17 protein-coding genes are annotated in these 18,610 nt (G+C 69.8%); 11 read left to right on the forward strand and 6 right to left on the reverse strand.

Annotation, left to right across the window (positions count from 1 at the left end; translation table 11 throughout):
• Window positions 1-596: 596 nt before the first annotated feature.
• From AB3X10_RS01735 to AB3X10_RS01750, 4 genes are all read right to left on the reverse strand, one after another.
• Window positions 597-1,634, reverse strand: a complete 1,038-nt coding sequence (locus tag AB3X10_RS01735) for an OmpA family protein (RefSeq protein ID WP_369978516.1) — start codon at window positions 1,632-1,634, stop codon at window positions 597-599.
• Between the two features lie 31 nt (window positions 1,635-1,665).
• Window positions 1,666-2,001, reverse strand: a complete 336-nt coding sequence (locus AB3X10_RS01740; RefSeq protein WP_369978518.1) for a hypothetical protein — start codon at window positions 1,999-2,001, stop codon at window positions 1,666-1,668.
• Window positions 2,002-2,367: 366 nt separating this feature from the next.
• Window positions 2,368-3,183, reverse strand: a complete 816-nt coding sequence (locus AB3X10_RS01745) for an ABC transporter permease (RefSeq protein WP_369978520.1) — start codon at window positions 3,181-3,183, stop codon at window positions 2,368-2,370.
• Between the two features lie 21 nt (window positions 3,184-3,204).
• Complete coding sequence (locus AB3X10_RS01750) at window positions 3,205-4,233, reverse strand: ABC transporter ATP-binding protein (protein ID WP_369978522.1); 1,029 nt, start codon at window positions 4,231-4,233, stop codon at window positions 3,205-3,207.
• A 138-nt stretch (window positions 4,234-4,371) separates the two neighbouring features.
• Here AB3X10_RS01750 and AB3X10_RS01755 point away from each other — a divergent pair, with 138 nt between their 5' ends.
• The 7 genes from AB3X10_RS01755 to AB3X10_RS01785 all read left to right on the forward strand — a co-directional run bounded on the left by AB3X10_RS01755 (window position 4,372) and on the right by AB3X10_RS01785 (window position 10,744).
• Entirely contained in the window at window positions 4,372-5,082 is a 711-nt protein-coding gene (locus AB3X10_RS01755) for an FAD-binding oxidoreductase (protein WP_369981600.1), read from the forward strand.
• A gap of 299 nt (window positions 5,083-5,381) precedes the next feature.
• The gene (locus tag AB3X10_RS01760) at window positions 5,382-5,960 is read left to right on the forward strand and encodes a hypothetical protein (protein ID WP_369978524.1); all 579 of its coding nucleotides are present in this window, start codon (window positions 5,382-5,384) and stop codon (window positions 5,958-5,960) included.
• Complete coding sequence (locus AB3X10_RS01765; protein WP_145706917.1) at window positions 5,957-6,157, forward strand: helix-turn-helix transcriptional regulator; 201 nt, start codon at window positions 5,957-5,959, stop codon at window positions 6,155-6,157. Before AB3X10_RS01760 ends, AB3X10_RS01765 begins: the two co-directional genes overlap by 4 nt.
• An 82-nt stretch (window positions 6,158-6,239) precedes the next feature.
• Window positions 6,240-7,757, forward strand: coding sequence for an alpha/beta fold hydrolase (locus tag AB3X10_RS01770; RefSeq protein ID WP_369978526.1), 1,518 nt, complete (start codon window positions 6,240-6,242; stop codon window positions 7,755-7,757).
• A gap of 31 nt (window positions 7,758-7,788) precedes the next feature.
• On the forward strand, window positions 7,789-8,535 hold the full coding sequence (locus AB3X10_RS01775; protein WP_369978528.1) for an ATP-binding cassette domain-containing protein: 747 nt from the start codon (window positions 7,789-7,791) through the stop codon (window positions 8,533-8,535).
• Entirely contained in the window at window positions 8,532-9,713 is a 1,182-nt protein-coding gene (locus tag AB3X10_RS01780) for an ABC transporter permease (RefSeq protein WP_369978531.1), read from the forward strand. Before AB3X10_RS01775 ends, AB3X10_RS01780 begins: the two co-directional genes overlap by 4 nt.
• Window positions 9,714-9,811: 98 nt before the next feature.
• Complete coding sequence (locus AB3X10_RS01785) at window positions 9,812-10,744, forward strand: CPBP family intramembrane glutamic endopeptidase (protein ID WP_369978533.1); 933 nt, start codon at window positions 9,812-9,814, stop codon at window positions 10,742-10,744.
• Window positions 10,745-10,847: 103 nt separating this feature from the next.
• Here the strand turns inward: AB3X10_RS01785 and AB3X10_RS01790 are convergent, their stop codons facing one another.
• Together AB3X10_RS01790 and AB3X10_RS01795 are read right to left on the reverse strand one after the other, a co-directional pair.
• Window positions 10,848-11,864, reverse strand: coding sequence for an energy transducer TonB (locus AB3X10_RS01790; protein WP_369978535.1), 1,017 nt, complete (start codon window positions 11,862-11,864; stop codon window positions 10,848-10,850).
• Between the two features lie 165 nt (window positions 11,865-12,029).
• Entirely contained in the window at window positions 12,030-12,644 is a 615-nt protein-coding gene (locus tag AB3X10_RS01795; RefSeq protein ID WP_369978537.1) for a TIGR00645 family protein, read from the reverse strand.
• A gap of 110 nt (window positions 12,645-12,754) precedes the next feature.
• Here AB3X10_RS01795 and AB3X10_RS01800 point away from each other — a divergent pair, with 110 nt between their 5' ends.
• The 4 genes from AB3X10_RS01800 (at window position 12,755) to AB3X10_RS01815 (ending at window position 18,487) form a co-directional block, all read left to right on the forward strand.
• Window positions 12,755-13,444: a glutathione binding-like protein gene (locus AB3X10_RS01800; RefSeq protein ID WP_369978539.1), complete on the forward strand. Its 690-nt coding sequence runs from the start codon at window positions 12,755-12,757 to the stop codon at window positions 13,442-13,444.
• 77 nt (window positions 13,445-13,521) lie between these two features.
• The gene (locus tag AB3X10_RS01805) at window positions 13,522-15,753 is read left to right on the forward strand and encodes a S9 family peptidase (RefSeq protein ID WP_369978541.1); all 2,232 of its coding nucleotides are present in this window, start codon (window positions 13,522-13,524) and stop codon (window positions 15,751-15,753) included.
• 39 nt (window positions 15,754-15,792) lie between these two features.
• On the forward strand, window positions 15,793-16,380 hold the full coding sequence (locus AB3X10_RS01810; RefSeq protein WP_369978543.1) for a cytochrome c oxidase assembly factor Coa1 family protein: 588 nt from the start codon (window positions 15,793-15,795) through the stop codon (window positions 16,378-16,380).
• Between the two features lie 313 nt (window positions 16,381-16,693).
• Complete coding sequence (locus AB3X10_RS01815; RefSeq protein WP_369978545.1) at window positions 16,694-18,487, forward strand: DUF885 domain-containing protein; 1,794 nt, start codon at window positions 16,694-16,696, stop codon at window positions 18,485-18,487.
• The last annotated feature ends 123 nt before the right edge of the window (window positions 18,488-18,610 follow it).

Genomic DNA, 18,610 nt, shown 5'->3' on the forward strand with positions numbered 1-18,610 from the left:
ATGTATCGCGGACGTAGCCACTTTATCGTCAAGATATTGCCGTTACAAGAAAGCTTGCGTTAAGGTTTTGGCGGGAAAAGGAATGCATATCCCATAATTGAGTCAAACTTCAGGCGCAGCGTTTCATTAAACGGTTCACTCTATTCTGAATTCGGGAGTATTCGTTCGATACGTGTTTGGCGCGAGCGACGCGCGTCAAATCGCTGACGAATCGGGTGATGCACTTGGCGGGTACGGGGTTCGCGCGCCCTCGACGAGGATCGGGCGATGCCGATCAGATGGGCGAGGCCTCCGATCACGCGATCGCGCCAGAGGGTCCTGGGCGTGGGCGGTGCGGGTCATCGCGCGCGTTGGTGAAAGGCGGCCCTGTAGGCGCGCCTGGCGGCAGGCGGCAATGGAGCGAAAGGTCCACTCCGATTGTTTTTGCCGGCCTGCCGGGAGCTGCGCGCACCGGGCGGCTGCAACTGCGGCGAATGCCATATGGATGCCTATTCAGGCCGCGTCTTCCTTGCACGGCCATTCCGGATTCCATCGGTCCCGGATTCCATCGGTGCACTCGAGCAAGCGGTGGATGCCCACCGCCCATGCCCGTCGCGTTACACGCGTACCAGTTCCACCCGGCGATTGCGCGCCTTGCCTTCTTCCGTGGTGTTCGGCGCGATCGGCTGCTCCTGGCCGAAACCGGCCGCGCGCAGGCGATCGGCGGCGATCCCGGCGCCGGTCAGGTAGGCCACGACCGCGCTGGCGCGGGACTCGGACAGCGATTTGTTGTGCGCGGCGTCGCCGCTGTCGTCGGTATGGCCGTTGACGGCCAGGCGCAGCGCCGGGTCGGCCTCGAGCAACTGCAGCACCTGGTCCAGCTGCGGTTTGGAGTCGGGCAGGATCTGCGCCGCATCGGAGGCGAAATTGACCTGGATGGCGACCTTTCCCGCAGACGCCAGCTGCTGCTGCAGCGCATCGGCCGGCAGCACCTTGGCGGTGGCCTGGAACGGCTTGGTCTCGGCGATCAGCAGCCCACCGCCGCCGCCACCGCTGCACACATGGATCCAGATGTCCCGATCCGCGCGGTGGATGACATAGGTCTCGGCCGGCGCGTTGTAGATGTCGCCGATGCCGCCGACGTAGGTCACCGCCGCGTTGCTGTCGCCGATCGCCTTGCTCGCGTCCGCCGGCAGCTGGCCGCTGGCGATGCGCTGGCCGCCCAGCGATTCCACCATGCTCTGGATGTTGCGCGACAGTTCCAGCGGCGAATAGGGCTTGCCCTCGGCGGTGCCGATCGCGGCCGCGTAGATCTTGCCTTCCACCCACTCGACCCGGTCGCCGGTCCAGAACGGCGCGCGGTCGAAGTCGTTGCGGACCGGCGCGTCCTTGGTGACGTAGCCGTCGGGAAGGCCGAGATACGGGAAGCTTCCCAGCGGGGCGTCGGACACCGGCAAGCTGGCGGCGTCGAAGCGCTTGGCCGGTTCTGCCGCCGCCGGCGCGGGCGTCGCCGCTGCGCCCGATGCGGGCTGCGCCTCGGCATCGGCGTGCGCCGCCGGCTGCGGTTCGGAACGTTTGCAACCGCCAGCGGCGGCGATCAGGACCAGGCAGGCGCTGAGAACGGCGCGGCGCGCCGTGGGGATAATCGCGGTCATCGGAATTCTCTGGGGCAGGGTCGGGATGCGCTCAGCGCATGTCGCTCAGCAGTTTCTTGCACAGTTCGGCATCGGGCTTGTAGGTGCCGTCGGCATGCACCTTCTGCATGCTCTGCAGCCCTTGCTTGTAGCCTTTGTCGAAGTCGCCGGAGAAGTTAGGCGCCTGCGCATAGAGGCCCTGCATCGCTTTCTGCTGCTTGGCCTTGTAGGCGTCGACCTGCGCCTGCGTGGCGCCGCAGGCCTTGCCGTTGGCGGCATTGCCGCCGACGATCTTGCCGAAGTTGACGATGCCATCGTCCTGAGCGTGAACCCCGCCGCTGGTAACCGCCAGCAGTGCCGCCGCGATGACTGCCATGTATCGGTTCATTCCTTGCTCCTCGTACGGCCCGCGGCGAGCGGGCCGGTAAAACCCCTGTGGGCCGAGGATAGCAATGCCGTGCGCAAGCCCCAACCCCAGGGCGTGTCATCCATCCCCTAACGGATCGCGCCACGCTTGCGCGTGCGTGAGGCAAGCGCAGGCAAATGAACAACGTGTTCATGCGGGCGCGATGACGCGGTGCCGTGCACGCGCAAGAGCGGCCCTACGCGTGGGTTGGCGGCCGCCAGCCGGCGGGTGCGGCGCCCGTCAGGCGCTGTGCCACGCAGTGCCGGCTGCGACCTGACCGACCCAACGCGACCTGTTCGGGTATCGGTGACACGCGCTGACGCCAGCGCGCGTCAGGGCGGCATTCGACTAGCTGCGCAGGCCTACGCCGCGCCGCAGCAGCCACAGCGCCAGCGCCGACAGCACCGCGACGAAGCCCAGCATCAGCGCGTAGGCTACCCACACCGGCACGTCGCTGCTGCCGAGCAGGCCGTAGCGGAAGGCGTTGACCATGTAGAAGATCGGGTTGGCGTGAGTGGCGGCCTCGGCCCAGCCGGGCAGCAGCTTCACCGAATAGAACACGCCGCCCAGGTAGGTCAGCGGGGTCAGGATGAAGGTCGGCACGATCGCCACGTCGTCGAACTTCTTCGCGTACACGGCGTTGATGAAACCGGCCAGCGAGAAGATCGTGGCGCCGAGCAGGACCGTGGTCAGCGTCACCAGCGGGTGCGGGATGCGCACCGGGGTGAAGAACATGGCGATGATCAGCACCAGGATGCCGACCATCAGCCCGCGCAGCACCGCGCCGGCGACGTAGCCCCACAGGATCACCCAGTTCGGCATCGGGCTGACCAGCAGTTCCTCGACGTGGCGGCCGAACTTGGCGCCGAAGAACGAGGAGCTGATGTTGCCGTAGCTGTTCTGGATCACGCTCATCATCACCAGGCCGGGGACGATGAACTGCATGTAGCTGTAGCCGCCCATGTCGCCCACGCGCGAGCCGATCAGCCCGCCGAAGATCAGGAAGTACAGGGTCATGGTGATCGCCGGCGGCACCAGGGTCTGGCCCCAGATGCGCAGGATGCGCTTGACCTCGCGGCGCACCACGGTGCCCAGCGCGACCCAGTTGCGCTGGGCCGGCGTGGTCTCGGGGAGGAGGGAGTGCGGTTGGATTGGGCTGTTCATCGGCGTCCGGCGAAAGAGGGATCAGGTGGCGGCGGGGGGCTGCGGCGCATCCGTGTTCGCCGCGCCCGCGGCGCTGGCGACGGCTGCGGGCTGGCCGCTGCTGTGGTCGCCGGTGAGGCGCACGAACAGCTCCTCCAGGCGGTTGCTCTTGGTGCGCATCGAGCGCACGCGGATGCCGGCGTCGCCGAGCGCGGCGAACACCCGGTTGAGGTCCATCGCCCGCGGCATGTCCAGGTCCAGCGTATGCGCGTCCTGCGCCAGCAAGGTGGTGCCCTCGATCGCCGGCAACTGCGCCGGCAGCTCGCCATCGATGTCCAGCAGGAAGCCTTCCACGTCGAGCTTGGCCAGCAGTTCGCGCATCGGGCCCTGCTCGACGATGCGACCGCGGTCGATGATCGCCAGATTGCGGCACAGGCTCTCCGCTTCCTCCAGGTAGTGCGTGGTCAGGATGATGGTGGTGCCGGCGGCGTTGATCTCGCGCAGCACGCGCCACATGTCGCGGCGGATCTCGATGTCCACGCCGGCGGTGGGTTCGTCCAGGATCAGCAGGCGCGGCTGGGTCATCATCGCGCGGGCGATCATCAGCCGCCGCTTCATGCCGCCGGACAGGGTGCGGCTCATCACCTGCGCCTTCTCCCACAGGTGCGCGCGCTTGAGTTCCACTTCGGCCTGGCGCTCGGCCTGCGCGCGCGGCATGCCGTAGAAGCCGGCGTAGTTGACCAGGATGTCGAAGGGCTTCTCGAACAGGTTGAAGTTGATTTCCTGCGGGACCAGGCCGAGCAGGCGCATCGCCGCGCTGCGCTGGGCGGTCAGGTCGGTGCCGAACACCTCGACCTGGCCGGCGCTGAGGTTCACCAGCGAGCTGATGATGCCGATCAGGGTGGACTTGCCGGCGCCGTTGGGGCCGAGCAGGGCGAAGAAGTCGCCGGGCAGCACGTCCAGCGACACGCCGTGCAGCGCCTGCACGCCGTTGTCGTAGGTCTTGCGCAGGTCGCGCACGCGCAGCGCGGGCACCGGCGCGGAGGAGGAAAGCGGGGAGGCGGGATTCAAGGCGGACCTTTCGCGCCCTGTTGACGGCGCTGAAGAAATGCAGCCGCTATTATAGAAGACCTCGTGGGCTCGGCCCCGGCCATAGACTGTTGCATCCGCGTGCCTGCCCAATTCCCGTTGAAACTGGTCGACCGCCACATGCTGGCCCCGGCCGTCGGCCACTACCGCTTCGTCCGCGACGACGGCCAGCCGCTGCCGTTCGTGCCTGGCCAGTTCGTGCAGGTGCATTTCCACTACGCCGACGGCACCGCGACCAAGCGCAGCTACTCGCTGGCGACCCGCCACGACCCGGCACAGCCAGCCGATGCGACGGTCGAGATCGCGGTCAGCTTCGTCGCCGGCGGCGCGGCCACGGCGCTGTTCGAAGGCCTGGAGATCGGCGGGCAGGTCTCGGCCAGCGGCCCGTACGGCCGTTTCTGCCTCGGCCAGGGCGACAGCAACCGCCGCTACCTGCTGATCGCCACCGGTACCGGCGTCACCCCGTACCGCTCGATGCTGCCGCTGCTGGAGGCGGCGATGGCCGAGCGCGGCGTGGAAGTGGTGCTGCTGCTGGGCGCGCGCACGCCGGCCGAGCTGCTGTACGGCGACGAGTTCCGCGCCTTCGCCGACGCGCATCCGGGTTTCCGCTTCGTGCCGTGCTTCTCGCGCGAGTTGCCCGACGCGCCGCATGCGGACGTGCGCCACGGCTACGTGCAGCAGTTCCTGGCCGAGTTCGCGCCGCAGGCCGAGGGCGACGTCGCCTACCTGTGCGGCAACCCGAACATGGTCGACGCCTGCTTCGATGCGCTGAAGGACGCCGGCCTGCCGGTGCAGCACATCCGCCGCGAGAAGTACGTCAGCAGCAAGTAGCGCCTGTGCGCCGCGCGCCGATCGCGCGCCGATCGCGCGGCACGCGCGGTTGGCCGGGTTCGACGGCCTCGGCGCAGGCGGCCGCGATTGTCCCGGACGTGGGAGTGGGCGGCATCGCGTGCAGGCCGCGTCGATCGCCGATGTCGCTTTTTGCCCCCTGTAAAGGACGCTTGACAGTCGATGCATTCGCGCGCATCCTCCTGTAAAGCGTGCTTGACAGGGGGCAGTATGCGCAACGTGGTGGTGGGATTCGATCGGTACCGTCCTGGCTCGGACGGCGCTGCGGCCGGAGGCCGGCCGTGAGCCGCTGCAAGCGCAACGCGGTCGCGGTGCTGTTCCTGAGTGTGGTCCTGCTTGCGGCCATCCCCTGGCTGCCGTTCCACGGCGACGCTTATCTGCGCGGGCTGGTGATGGGTCTCGGCGTCGGCGGCCTGTGCCTGTCGCTGATGCTGTGGTGGTCGCCGGGCAGCCTGCGCGACAGCGCGCCGCCGGCGCTGGCGCGCCGCTACTACCGCGAGTTCGGACTGCCGATGCTGCTCTACGTCGGCGTGATGCTGTGCTGGAGGCGCCTGCTCGGCAGCGTGGAGGCGGACTGGGCGCGGGTACTGATCGCGCTGCTGCCGGCGCTGCTGGTGGCGCTGGTGATCCGTGCGGTGGCGCGCTTCGTGCGCGACTCGGACGAGATGCAGCGGCGCATCGAGCTGGAGTCCATCGCCATCGCCGCCGGGCTGGTCAGCGGCGGCTACATGACCGCCGGTTTCCTGCAGGCGGCGGGCATGATCGCGTTGCCGGCGTCGGCGGCGATGCTGTGGGTGTTTCCGCTTCTTTGCGCGACCTACGGCATCACCAAGGGCGTGAATGCGCGTCGCTACCAATGAACAGCCGCATCCGCGAACTGCGCGAGGCGCGCGGCTGGTCGCAGGGCGAACTGGGCGAGCGGCTGGGCGTGTCGCGGCAGACCATCAATGCGCTGGAAACCGGCAAGTACGATCCGAGCCTGCCGCTGGCGTTCCGCATCGCGCGGCTGTTCGCGCACAGCATCGAGCAGGTGTTCCTGTTCGACGATCCCGAGTAACCCCTCCGACCTGCCATCGGTCACCTACGACGCCATGCCCCGGCATGGCATCCTGCAAGCCATGAACTCAAGGATGCGAACCATGCGACACCCATGCAGACCGCTCGCCGTCGTGGCGGCGACCTTGCTGCTCGCCGCCTGCCAGGCCGGGCACGCGCCAGCGCCGCAGAACGAGGGCCGCAGCTACGGCACGCTGCGCTTCCACCCCTGCACGCTGACCAGCCCGGTCGCCGCCAACAACGTCGAGGCGCAGTGCACGCGCATGCCGGTGCCGGAGAACCCGGCAGCGCCCGGCGGACGCAAGATCGAACTCAACATCGCCTGGTTGCCGGTCACCGGGCAGGGCGGCAGCGATCCGGATCCGGTGTTCTTCCTCGCCGGCGGCCCCGGCCAGGCGGCGACCGAGGTGGCCAGCATCGTCGACTTCGCCCTGCGCGAAACCCGCAAGCGCCGCGACGTGTTCCTGATCGACCAGCGCGGCACCGGCCAGTCCAATCCGCTGACCTGCCTGGGCGCGGACGGCAAGGAAATGCAGCTGGCCGATCCGGCGCGCGCGCCCACCGCGGCCGAAATCGCCGACTACGCCAAGCGCTGCGCGCAGTCGCTGCAGGGCCGCGCCGATCCGCGCTACTACACCACCACCCAGGCCATCGCCGACCTGGACGCGGTGCGCGCCGCGCTGGGCGTGGACAAGCTCAACCTGATCGGCGGCTCCTACGGCACCCGCGTCGCCCAGCACTATGCGGCGCGCTATGCGGCGCATACGCGCAGCGTGGTGATCGACGGCGTGGCGCCCAACGACCTGGTGGTCGGCGGCGAATTCGCCACCACCTTCGAGGACGCGATCAAGCTGCAATCGGAGCAGTGCAAGGCCACGCCGGCCTGCGCCAAGCGCTTTCCCACCGACACCCGCGCGCAGTTGCGCACGGTGGTGGAGCGGCTGCGGCAGGCGCCGGTGGAGGTGGACTACCGCGATCCGGCCAGCGGCGAGAGCAAGCACGACCGGGTCACCGCCGACACCGTCACCAGTCTGGCGTTCTCGTTCTCGTATGCGCCGCAGACCGCATCGCTGCTGCCGCTGGTGCTGGACGAGGCCGCGCACGAACGCTATGCGCCGCTGATGTCGCTGGCGCGGATGATGGGCAAGCAGCTGGAGGGGCAGATGAACCGCGGCATGCAGTGGTCGGTGATCTGCGCCGAGGACGCCGACCGCTACCACCCGCCTGCCGCCGGCGGCGACACGCTGCTCGGCCCGGAGGTGGCGCAGATGTTCTTCGCGGCCTGCCCGGCGTGGCCGACCGGCACCCGCCCGGCCGATTTCACCGCGCCGTTCACCTCCACGCTGCCGGTGCTGCTGACCTCCGGCGAACTGGATCCGGTGACCCCGCCGCGCTATGCCGCGCGCGTGCTGCAGGGCCTGCCCAACGGCCGCCACCTGGTGGTGCGCGGCCAGGGCCACGGCACCATGACCCTGGGCTGCATGCCCAAGCTGCTGAGCCAGTTCTTCGAGAACGCCGATGCCAAGCAGCTCGATGCCACCTGCCTGGACGCGATGAGCGGCGTGCCGGCCTTCACTTCATTCAACGGATGGGAACCATGAGCCGCGCAGCGTTTCGCAGGGAGGACCGCGCATGATCGTCGCCGACAATCTGCACAAGGCGTTCAAGACCAAGGCCGGCACCGTGCAAGCGGTGCAGGGCGTCAGCTTCGAGGCGGCGGATGGCCAGATCACCGGCCTGCTCGGCCCCAACGGCGCCGGCAAGACCACCACCTTGCGCATGCTGTACACGCTGATGACGCCCGACCAGGGCCAGGTGCGCGTGGACGGCATCGACGTCGGCCAGGACCCGCTGGCGGTGCGCCGCGCGCTGGGCGTGCTGCCCGACGCGCGCGGCGTGTACAAGCGCCTGACCGCGCGCGAGAACATCGCCTACTTCGGCGAGCTGCACGGGCTGTCGGCGGCGCGCATCGCCGAGCGCACCCGGCTGCTGTCGGCGGCGCTGGACATGGACGACATCCTCGACCGCCAGACCGAGGGCTTCAGCCAGGGCCAGCGCACCAAGACCGCGATCGCGCGCGCGCTGGTCCACGATCCGCGCAACGTGATCCTCGACGAACCCACCAACGGCCTGGACGTGATGACCACGCGCGCGATGCGCGGCTTCCTGCGCGGGCTGCGCGCCGAAGGCCGCTGCGTGATCTTCTCCAGCCACATCATGCAGGAGGTGGCGGCGCTGTGCGACCGCATCGTCATCGTCGCCAAGGGCACGGTGGTGGCCGCCGGCACGGCCGACGAACTGCGCGCCCTCACCGGCGAAGACAATCTGGAAGACGCCTTCGTCAAGGCGATCGGCAGCGACGAGGGACTGCACGCATGAGCCTGTTACGCACCGTTTTCACCGTGATGCGCAAGGAATTGCGCGATCTCTCGCGCGACCGCCGCACCCTGGCGCTGGCCTTGCTGCTCGGCCCGCTGCTGTATCCGGCGCTGATCCTGGGCATGGGCGCGCTGGCCGAGAGCCGGGTCAGGACCCAGATCGACAAACCGCTGAACATCCCGGTGATCGGCCGCGAGCGCGCGCCCAACCTGGTGGCGTTCCTCGCCGCGCAAGGCCTGAACGCGGTCGCGCCGCCCAAGGACCTGACCGCGGCGATCCGCAGCCAGGAGGTGGACCTGGCGCTGAAGATCGACGAGGACTACGCCAACGCCTGGCGCGAAGGGCGGCCGGCGCTGGTGGAGATGATCAAGGACAGCACCCGCCGCGATGCCGACATTCCGACCACGCGGGTGCAGGCGGCGCTGAGCATGTACAGCCAGCAGGTCGGCGCGTTGCGGCTGCTGGCGCGCGGCGTCGATGCGCAGGTCTCGCGGCCGCTGGACATGGCCATCCAGGACCTGGCCACGCCCGAGGCCAAGCGCGGCGCGTTGCTGGCGATGCTGCTGCCGGTCTTGCTGTGCATCACCTCGTTCATCGGCGGCGCCTATCTGATCCTCGACGCCACCGCCGGCGAACGCGAGCGGCAATCGCTGGAGCCGTTGCTGGCCACGCCGGCCTCGCGCGGCGCCATCGTCAGCGGCAAGATCGCCGCCGCCTGCGTGGTCGGCCTGGCCTCGCTGCTGCTGACCCTGCTCGCGTTCAAGCTCAGCGCGCAGGTCGCCAGCGGCATCGGCCGCCAGCTCAACGTCGGTTTCGTGGCGATGCTGCAGATGCTGTTCGTGCTGCTGCCGATGCTGCTCATCGGCACCTCGCTGCTGACCGTGCTGGCCGCGTCGGCCAAGAGCATGAAGGAGGCGCAGAGCCACATGACCTGGCTGATGCTGCTGCCGATGCTGCCCGGCTACGCGCTGATGGTGTATCCGCTGAAGACCACGCTGTGGCAATTCGCGGTGCCGTTCCTGGCGCAGAACCAGATGCTGCTGAAGATCATCCGCCGCGAGCCGATCGACCTGCAGATCTGGGCGGTGTACCTGGTCGCCGGCTTCGGCCTGGCCGCGGTGCTGTGGCTGGCCGCGGTGCGACGCTACCGGCAGGAGCGCCTGGCGATCTCGGGGTGATGCAGGCGCGGGGCGCCGGCCGTCGCCGCTGATCGCGGCGACGGCCAGGCTCGCGCTCGCCGTTCCATTCCATGCGCCACGCACGTCCACGGAACTCCATGCACTCCGATCCGCATCCCCGCCAGGCCATCTCATCCGGCGCGACCGTCGCGTTCGGCGCACGCCGGGTCGAACTCGGCGAACGTCGCTTTCTGCACGCCGGGCGGCTGCGCTGGCTGAGGGCGGTCGCCTGGGTTTTCCCGCTGTTCCTGCTGGTCGTCGCCTCGTCCATGTGGGTGGCGGCGCGGGTCGGCGCCTGGTGGCCGGAAGCGTCCGGCCTGGCGCAGCTCGCGCCGTACCTGGCGTCGGTCGCGACCGCCTTGGCGATCTATGCGCTGGCCGTTCGCCTGTGCGAAGACCGCTGGCCTTCCGAGATCGCGATGCGGCCGTTGCTGCCGCACCTGGTGGTCGGCCTGCTGCTGGGTGCGGCGATGTTCGCCGCGGTCATGGGCATCATGGCCGCATGCGGCCTCTACGAGATCCGGTTCGCGGGTCCGGCGCCGGCCTGGGGCGCGGTCGGCAAGGCCTTGCAGGCGGGCGTGGTCGAGGAGCTGATGCTGCGCGCCATCCTGCTGCGTCTGCTGTGGAGAGCCTTCGGCCCGTGGGTGGCGTTCGCCGCGTCGGCCGCGCTGTTCGGTTTGGGCCACATCGGCAACCCGAACGCGACCGTGTTCGCCGCGGTCTGCATCGCGTTGGAGGCCGGCATCATGCTTGCCGCCTTCTATGTCCTCACCGGGCGCCTCTGGATGTCGATCGGCGTGCATGTCGCCTGGAACTTCACCCAGGGCTATCTGTTCGGCGCGGCCGTCTCCGGCACCGCGATGGGCCCCGCGATCGCGCACAGCACCGCACGCGCCGGCGCCCCGGAATGGCTGACCGGTGGCGCGTTCGGTCCGGAAGCCTCGTTGCCCGGGTTGGTGGTGTGCATGGTGGTCGGCCTGGCGGCGACGTGGCGCGCCTGGCGCGCGGGCCGTTTCTCCGGCGAGCGCTGACCAAGCCAGCGCCGTTGCGGGCGCGCCGCCGACGCCGCGCCGCCGCAAGTGCGGCGACAAGCGCGCGGATCGTTCCGGGCGCTCGCCGTCGATGGCGCGCGGCTCAGCCGCCGGGATTGAACGCCAGCGTGCGCCGCGTGGTCACCGGTGCGCTGACCGGCTCGAAGCGCCAGCGCTTGGTCGCGTTCAACGCTTCGCGGTCGAACACCCGCGCCGGAGTGGCGCGCAGCACGCGCGCATTGGTGACCGAGCCGTCGGTGCCGACGGTGATCTCCACCAGCACTTCGCCGGCGGTGCCCGAGCGCAGCGCTTCGGGCGGGTAGCGCGGCGCCGGCGTGCTGATCGCGCGCAGCGTCTGCGTGCCGGCGGTGGCCGTTGCCGCGGGCGCCGCGGTCGGCGGGGGCGTGGCGGCAGGCTGCGCGGCCGGAGCCGCTGCCGGCGCGCTGCGCGCGGCGGCGGCCTGGCGCTCGGCTTCCTGGCGTGCGCTCTCGCGGCGCGCGGCTTCCTGCTGTGCGGCGATCTGCTGCGCGGCCTGCGCCTCGCTGGCCTGCTGCTGCGCCTGCTTCTGCTGCTCGGCCAACAGCTTGGCCTTCTGCTCGGCCTCCTTCTTGACCTTGTCGGTCTCTTCCTGGCTGCGCTGCGCCACGGACTGGATGCCGTTGCTCACGCCCAGCTTCAGCCGCGGCAATGCCGGCGCCTGGCTGTCGATCTTCTCGATCAGCGCGACCAAGCGCTGCGCTTCCGGGAAGTCCTCGCGGTTGATGCTCTGCTCGGCGGCGATCAGCGTGTACGGCATCAGGTCGGTCAGCGCGCTCTTCACCCCGGCGTCGTCGGGCTGCTTGTCGCGCAGCGCCAGGTAGTACTCGACCGCGTTGTTGCCGGCCGGGGCGTACATGCGGTTCTCGCGCAGCGCCTGGCTGGCCGATTCGTGCAACTGCTCGGTGCCCATCGACTGCACCTTGGCCGAGACCGCCGGCGCGGCCGGCGCGCTCGCCGCCGGTGCCGCTGCCGGCGCGGCGGCCGGGGTGGCGTCCTCCTGCTTGGAACAGGCCGCCAGCGCGGCGAGCAGCAGCACCGGCGCCACGCGGCGCGCCTTGGCGAATGTCGTTACCTGCAACATGCTTCCCCCTAGTCCCCGGTGATTGCGATGAAATACGCAGCGGTGGTGCCTCCGCGCGGCAGGCCCGGCTCCCCCCGGCCCTGCCCGTGCACCCACCCTCCAATCTAGCATCCACGCCCGCCGCATGCTTGACGGCGCGGCGCCAGCGGCCGCAAAAACGTGACGTCAGTGCGCCGGTTTCGCCGGCGCGGCCATCAGCCGGTCGGTCCAGGCGATGCCGATCGCCGACAGGATGAAGATGCCGTGGATGATGGTCTGCCACAGCACGCCGGTGGCGGTCAGCGTCGCGCAGGTCTTCAGGCCCACGGTGGCGGTGGCGGCGCTGGCCAGCTGCTCCGGCGAACACATCGGCATGCCCTCGAGCGCGCCGACCGCGATGAAGGTCTTGAGCAGGTGGATCGAGGAGATGCCGATGATCGACAGCGCCAGCTTCACCTTCAGCACGCTGGCGTTGACGTGGCTCAGCCACTCCGGCTGGTCCGGATGGCCTTCCAGGCCCAGCCGCGACACGAAGGTCTCGTAGCCGCCGACGATGACCATCACCAGCAGGTTGGAGATCATCACCACGTCGATCAGGCCGAGCACGATCAGCATGATCTGCTGCTCGCCCAGGCTCGGCGCCTCGTGGATCAGGTGCCACAGTTCCTTGCCGAACAGGAACACGTAGACGCCCTGGGCGACGATCAGTCCCAGGTACAGCGGCAGCTGCAGCCAGCGCGAGGCGAAGATCAGGCTGGACAGCGGATTCAGGCGGGGCTGCGGCGGGCGCGGAGGGCTCATGGCGTGTCGGAATGCTGCGTTGCAGGAAGGGCGCAGGGTACCGGCCCGCCGGGATGCTGCCAAGCGCGGGGCGCGGCTACACTGGGCGCCCCCGTTCCCGGACCGCCGCCATGATCGATCTGTACTACTGGCCCACGCCCAACGGCCACAAGGTCACCCTGCTGCTCGAGGAAGCCGGGCTGGACTACGCCATCAAGCCGGTCAACATCGGCGCCGGCGCGCAGTTCGCGCCGGAGTTCCTGGCGATCTCGCCGAACAACAAGATGCCGGCGATCGTGGACCATGCGCCGGCGGACGGCGGCGCGCCGCAGAGCGTGTTCGAGTCCGGCGCGATCCTGCTGTACCTGGCCGAGAAGACCGGGCGCTTCCTGCCGGCCGACCCGCGCGGGCGCATCGTCGCGCTGGAGTGGCTGTTCTGGCAGATGGCCGGGCTCGGCCCGATGAGCGGGCAGATGGGCCATTTCAACGTCTATGCGCCGGAGAAGATCGGCTACGCGATCGACCGCTACAACGCCGAGGTGCGGCGCCTGCACGGCGTGCTCGACAAGCGCCTGGCGCACAGCGAGTACCTGGCCGGCGCCGAGTACGGCATCGCCGACATGGCCAGCTATCCGTGGATCGAGGTGTACAACGGGCTCACCCCCGACTACGCCGCGTTCCCGCACCTCAAGCGCTGGCACGACGCGATCGGCGCGCGCCCGGCCACGCAGCGCGCCTACGCGCTGAAACAGCAGGTCAACCCGGACGCCGGCAAGCCGCTCAGCGACGCCGAACGCAAGCACCTGTTCGGCCAGCGCTGAGCCGGCCGGCGCCACGCTTCCCAACCCCCGGGCGCACGCGCATCATCGCTGCGCCCGGCGCTCCGCCAGGAACCTTCATGCGCTCTCTGTTCGCCGCTCTCGCCCTCATGCTCGCCACCCCCATCGTTCCCGCGCACGCCGAGAAACTGACCCTGGAGGCCATCACCGGCAGCAAGCCGCTGTCCGGGCCGACCCTGATGAAGCCGCAGGTCGCGCCCGACGGCTCGCGGGTGACCTTCCTGCGCGGCAAGGACAGCGACCGCAACCAGCTGGACCTGTGGGAATACGACATCGCCAGCGGCCAGACCCGGCTGCTGGTGGACTCGAAGGTGGTGCTGCCCGGCACCGAGACGCTGAGCGACGAGGAAAAGGCGCGGCGCGAGCGCCAGCGCATTTCCGCCTATGCCGGCATCGTCGACTACCAATGGGCGCCGGATGCGCATGCGCTGCTGTTCCCCCTCGGCGGCGAGCTGTACCTGTACGACCTGGGCAAGACCGGCAGCGCCGCGGTGCGCAAGCTGACCCATGGCGAGGGCTTCGCCACCGATCCGAAGATCTCGCCGAAGGGCGGCTACGTCAGCTTCGTGCGCGCGCGCAACCTGTGGGTGATCGACCTGGCCAGCGGCCAGCAGCACCAGTTGACCCGCGACGGCAGCGACACCATCGGCAACGGCGTGGCCGAGTTCGTCGCCGACGAGGAGATGGACCGCCACACCGGCTACTGGTGGGCGCCGGACGATTCGGCGATCGCCTTCGCGCGCATCGACGAATCCGCCGTGCCGGTGCAGAAGCGCCCGGAGGTGTATGCCGACCACACCGAGGTGATCGAGCAGCGCTATCCGCAGGCCGGGCAGCCCAACGTCAGGATCCAGCTGGGCACGATCGCGCCGCGCGCCGACGCGCAGCCGCAGTGGATCGACCTGGGCAAGAATCCGGATATCTACCTGGCGCGGGTGGACTGGCGCGATCCGCAGCGGCTGACCTTCCAGCGCCAGTCGCGCGACCAGAAGCGGCTCGAGCTGATCGAGGCGACCCTGGCCAACGGCAAGCAGCGCGTGCTGGTCACCGAGACCAGCAAGACCTGGGTGCCGCTCAACCACGACCTGCATTTCCTCAAGGACGGGCGTTTCGTCTGGGGCTCGGAGCGCAGCGGCTACGAGCACCTGTACCTGGCGTCGGAAGACGGCCGCAAATTGCTTCCGCTGACCCACGGCGACTGGATCGTGGACGAACTGCTGGCGGTGGACGAGGGCGCCGGCAAGGTCTACTTCGCCGCGACCAAGGCGTCGCCGACCCAGACCCAGATCTACGCGGTGCCGCTTGCCGGCGGCGCGATCGAGCAGCTGTCCAAGCCCAACGGCACGCATGCGGCCAGCTTCGCCAAGAACGCCAGCGTCTACGTCGACAGCTGGTCCAACACCACCACGCCGCCGCAGATCGAGCTGTTCCGCGCCAGTGGCGAAAAGATCGCCACGCTGCTGGTCAACGACCTGGCCGACCCGCAGCATCCCTATGCGAAGTACCGCGATGCGCAGCGTCCGCTCGAGTTCGGCAGCCTGACCGCGGCCGACGGCAAGACGCCGCTGCACTACCGGCTGACCAAGCCCGCCGGCTTCGACCCAAGCAAGCGCTATCCGGTGGTGGTCTACGTCTACGGCGGCCCGGCCGCGCAGACCGTGCTCGACGGCTGGCCGGCACGCGGCGACGCGCTGTTCGACCAGTACCTGGCGCAGCACGGCTACGTGGTGTTCTCGGTCGACAACCGCGGCACCCCGCGCCGCGGCCGCGACTTCGGCGGCGCGCTGTACCAGCGCCAGGGCACGGTGGAAGTGGACGACCAGCTGCGCGGCGTCGCCTGGCTGAAGGCGCAACCGTGGGTGGATGCCGCGCGCATCGGCGTGTACGGCTGGTCCAACGGCGGCTACATGACCCTGATGCTGCTGGCCAAGCACAGCGAGGCCTATGCCTGCGGCGTGGCCGGCGCGCCGGTGACCGATTGGGCGCTGTACGACAGCCACTACACCGAGCGCTACATGAACCTGCCCGCGGCCAATCCCGACGGCTACCGCGACGGCCGCGTGGCCGCGCATCTGGACGGCCTGAACTCGCCGCTGCTGCTGATCCACGGCATGGCCGACGACAACGTGCTGTTCACCAACTCCACCTCGCTGATGAGCGAGCTGCAGAAGCGCGGCAAGCTGTTCGAGCTGATGACCTATCCTGGCGCCAAGCACGGCCTGTCCGGCAGCAACGCGCTGCACCGCTACCGCACCACCGAAGCGTTCCTGGCGCGCTGCCTGAAGCCTTGATCGCCACGCGCACCCCCACTCGCCGAAAAGGAGTTCCGCATGTCCACCCCGCCACCGCTGCCCGGGTCGCCCTTGCCTGACACTGCCGCCGCGCCGCCGGCAGCGGTGCGGAAGGGCTGGTGGGCGCGCCACTGGAAATGGGCGGTGCCGCTGCTGGCGTTGCTGCTCGGCGCGCTGCTGCTGTCCTCGATCGCGGTGTTCGTGATGGGCATCGCGCGCGTCACCAAGTCGTCCGAGCCGTACCGCGTCGGGGTGACCGCCGCACAGCAGGACCAACGGGTGATCGACGCGCTGGGCGCGCCGATCAAGGACGGGATCGTGCCCAGCGGCAGCATTTCCACCAGCAACGGCAGCGGCAGCGCCAACCTCAGCGTGTCGCTGCATGGCGCGCGCGGCAACGGCACCTTGTACATCGAGGCCGAGCGCCATGCCGGCGAATGGCATTACACGACGCTGCAGGTGCTGCCCGATGCCGGCGAGGCGATCCCGCTGCTCGACAGCGACGAGTCCGGGCTGGACGACGCCGGCGAAACCGATGCCGAGTCCGATCCCGACGTGGATGCCGCCAACGAAGCGCAGACCGGGGCGGATCCGGCCGAGCCGGTCGAGGCCGGCAGCGCGCACTAGGCGCACGCGGGTGGTTGGCGGTGCAGGCGACGGCAGACCCCAGGCCGGCCGACCGTAGCGCCAGGTAGACATGTTGCGCGCGCACGGAATGGTTGCGGCGCCGCGTGCTGTCGCAGCCGTGCACGCCGCAGGCGGCGCGGGTGTGCGGTTCGCGGCCGCGCGGCGGCCGTCGCGCGCGGCCGGTCGCTGCACCTGGCGCTTGCATCTGGCGGGCGTGGCGGCGTCCGCCCATGCGCGGCCATGACCTACGGCAGGTTGCCGGCACTGCGCGCGCCGCGTACGGTCGCCGCATCGTCCCGCTGGAGATCCACCGATGAAGCCACTCGTCCTCGCCATCGCGCTGGCCCTGGCCGCACCGCTGCCCTTGCTGGCGCAGACCGCTCCGGCGAAGGCTACGGCCCAGGCCGCCAGCCCGGCATGGGTGACGCGCAGCAACGAATTCGCGCAGATCCTGTTGCAGGCGCAGGCGCCGTTCCAGCCCGAGGAAGTCAGCTTCTTCGGCGTGCCCGGTTACGACGACAAGGTCACCGACCTGGGTCCCGACAACGGCCGCCGCTATCGCGACGCGATCGCCGCCGCCAGGCGCGCGCTGCAGGAGAAGCTGCAGGTCGAGCGCGACCCCGACGTGCGCCAGGACCTGGCGATCATGGTCCACGCCGCCGACCAGGCGATCGAAGGCAGCGCGCTGAACGAGCGGCTGATGCTGCCATGGCGCGATGCGCCGCAGATGGTGTTCGGCGGGATCAACAACCTGCTGTCCGAACAGGTGCCGGCGGCACGCAGGAGCAAGGCGCTGGACCGATTGCAGCGCTACGTCGGCCTGGCGCCCGGCAGCACCTCCAGCTTGCTGCTGGCGCGCCAGCGCTACGAGGAAAAACTCGCCGACGGCGCGCTGCTGCCGCCGACCCGGCGCGAGGTCGAGCAGGCCCTGAGCAACGTGGACACCTATGCCAAGGGCATTCGCGAACTGTTCGCGACCTACAAGGTCGACGGCGCCGAACCGGCGCTGGCGGCGATGGACAAACAGTTCAAGGATTACGCCGCATGGACGCGCAAGGTGGTGCTGCCGAAGGCGCGCGAGGACGCGCGCCTGCCGCCGGAGCTGTACGCCTTCCAGCTCAAGCAGGTCGGCATCGACATCGCGCCGCAGCTGCTGATGCAGCGCGCGCAGCTGGAATTCATGGAGACCCGCGCGGCGATGCAGCAGCTGGCGCCGCTGGTGGCCAAGGCCAAGGGCCTGAAGGTCGACGATCCCGGCGACTACCGCGCGGTGATCCGCGCGCTCAAGCGCGACACCATCGCCAACGACAAGCTGGAGACCCACTACCGCGGCGTCATCGAACAGATCGACCCGATCATCCGCCAGCAGCGCATCGTCGACGTGCCGCAGCGGCCGATGCAGATGCGGCTGGGCTCGGCGGCCGAGAGCGCGGCGCAGCCGGCGCCGCATTTCCGTCCGGCGCCGCTGGTCGGCAACACCGGCGAGCAGGGCACCTTCGTGCTGCCGCTGGGCAATCCCGACGCCGCCGGCAAGGGCGAGCACTACGACGACTTCAACTTCGGCTCGGCGGCATGGACATTGAGCGCGCACGAGGGCCGGCCCGGCCACGAGCTGCAGTTCACCGCGATGGTCGAGCGCGGCGTGTCGCTGGCGCGCAGCATGTTCGCGTTCAACTCGGTCAACGTCGAGGGCTGGGCGCTGTACGCCGAGGCCGAACTGGTGCCGTACGAGCCGCTGGACGGGCAGCTGATCGCGCTGCAGTTCCGCCTGCTGCGCGCCGCGCGCGCCATGCTCGACCCGATGCTCAACCTGGGCCTGACCGACCGCGAGCGCGCGCGGCTGGTGCTGGAGAACGACGTCGGCCTGTCGCCGGCGATGGCGCGGCAGGAACTGGACCGCTACATGATGCGTGCGCCCGGCCAGGCCGGCAGCTACTTCTACGGCTACAGCCGGATCATGGAACTGCGCATGCGCACCGAACTGGCGCTGGGCGCGAAGTTCGACCGGCTGAAGTTCAACAACTTCCTGCTCGACCAGGGCCTGCTGCCGCCGGACCAGCTGGCCACCGCGGTGGACGAGGTGTTCGTGCCCGCGCAGCGCAAGTGAACCGGCCTGCCGCTGCGCCGCCGGCGCAGCGGCAGCCTGGCAGGCGGCTCGGTGCGCGTCCGGCACGATTTCCGGCGGCGCCCGTCTTCCCGCTCCGCTCGCCCTCCTTGCTGGCGGCCGGGC

Source organism: Xanthomonas sp. DAR 80977, from assembly GCF_041240605.1.
Lineage (GTDB): Bacteria > Pseudomonadota > Gammaproteobacteria > Xanthomonadales > Xanthomonadaceae > Xanthomonas_A > Xanthomonas_A bundabergensis.

Coding starts and splice junctions, on each gene's coding strand:
- AB3X10_RS01735 (WP_369978516.1), bottom strand. CDS start 1,634: ATGACCGCGATTATCCCCACGGCGCGCCGCGCCGTTCTCAGCGCCTGC.
- AB3X10_RS01740 (WP_369978518.1), bottom strand. CDS start 2,001: ATGAACCGATACATGGCAGTCATCGCGGCGGCACTGCTGGCGGTTACC.
- AB3X10_RS01745 (WP_369978520.1), bottom strand. CDS start 3,183: ATGAACAGCCCAATCCAACCGCACTCCCTCCTCCCCGAGACCACGCCG.
- AB3X10_RS01755 (WP_369981600.1), top strand. CDS start 4,372: ATGCTGGCCCCGGCCGTCGGCCACTACCGCTTCGTCCGCGACGACGGC.
- AB3X10_RS01765 (WP_145706917.1), top strand. CDS start 5,957: ATGAACAGCCGCATCCGCGAACTGCGCGAGGCGCGCGGCTGGTCGCAG.
- AB3X10_RS01770 (WP_369978526.1), top strand. CDS start 6,240: ATGCGACACCCATGCAGACCGCTCGCCGTCGTGGCGGCGACCTTGCTG.
- AB3X10_RS01775 (WP_369978528.1), top strand. CDS start 7,789: ATGATCGTCGCCGACAATCTGCACAAGGCGTTCAAGACCAAGGCCGGC.
- AB3X10_RS01780 (WP_369978531.1), top strand. CDS start 8,532: ATGAGCCTGTTACGCACCGTTTTCACCGTGATGCGCAAGGAATTGCGC.
- AB3X10_RS01785 (WP_369978533.1), top strand. CDS start 9,812: ATGCACTCCGATCCGCATCCCCGCCAGGCCATCTCATCCGGCGCGACC.
- AB3X10_RS01790 (WP_369978535.1), bottom strand. CDS start 11,864: ATGTTGCAGGTAACGACATTCGCCAAGGCGCGCCGCGTGGCGCCGGTG.
- AB3X10_RS01795 (WP_369978537.1), bottom strand. CDS start 12,644: ATGAGCCCTCCGCGCCCGCCGCAGCCCCGCCTGAATCCGCTGTCCAGC.
- AB3X10_RS01800 (WP_369978539.1), top strand. CDS start 12,755: ATGATCGATCTGTACTACTGGCCCACGCCCAACGGCCACAAGGTCACC.
- AB3X10_RS01805 (WP_369978541.1), top strand. CDS start 13,522: ATGCGCTCTCTGTTCGCCGCTCTCGCCCTCATGCTCGCCACCCCCATC.
- AB3X10_RS01810 (WP_369978543.1), top strand. CDS start 15,793: ATGTCCACCCCGCCACCGCTGCCCGGGTCGCCCTTGCCTGACACTGCC.
- AB3X10_RS01815 (WP_369978545.1), top strand. CDS start 16,694: ATGAAGCCACTCGTCCTCGCCATCGCGCTGGCCCTGGCCGCACCGCTG.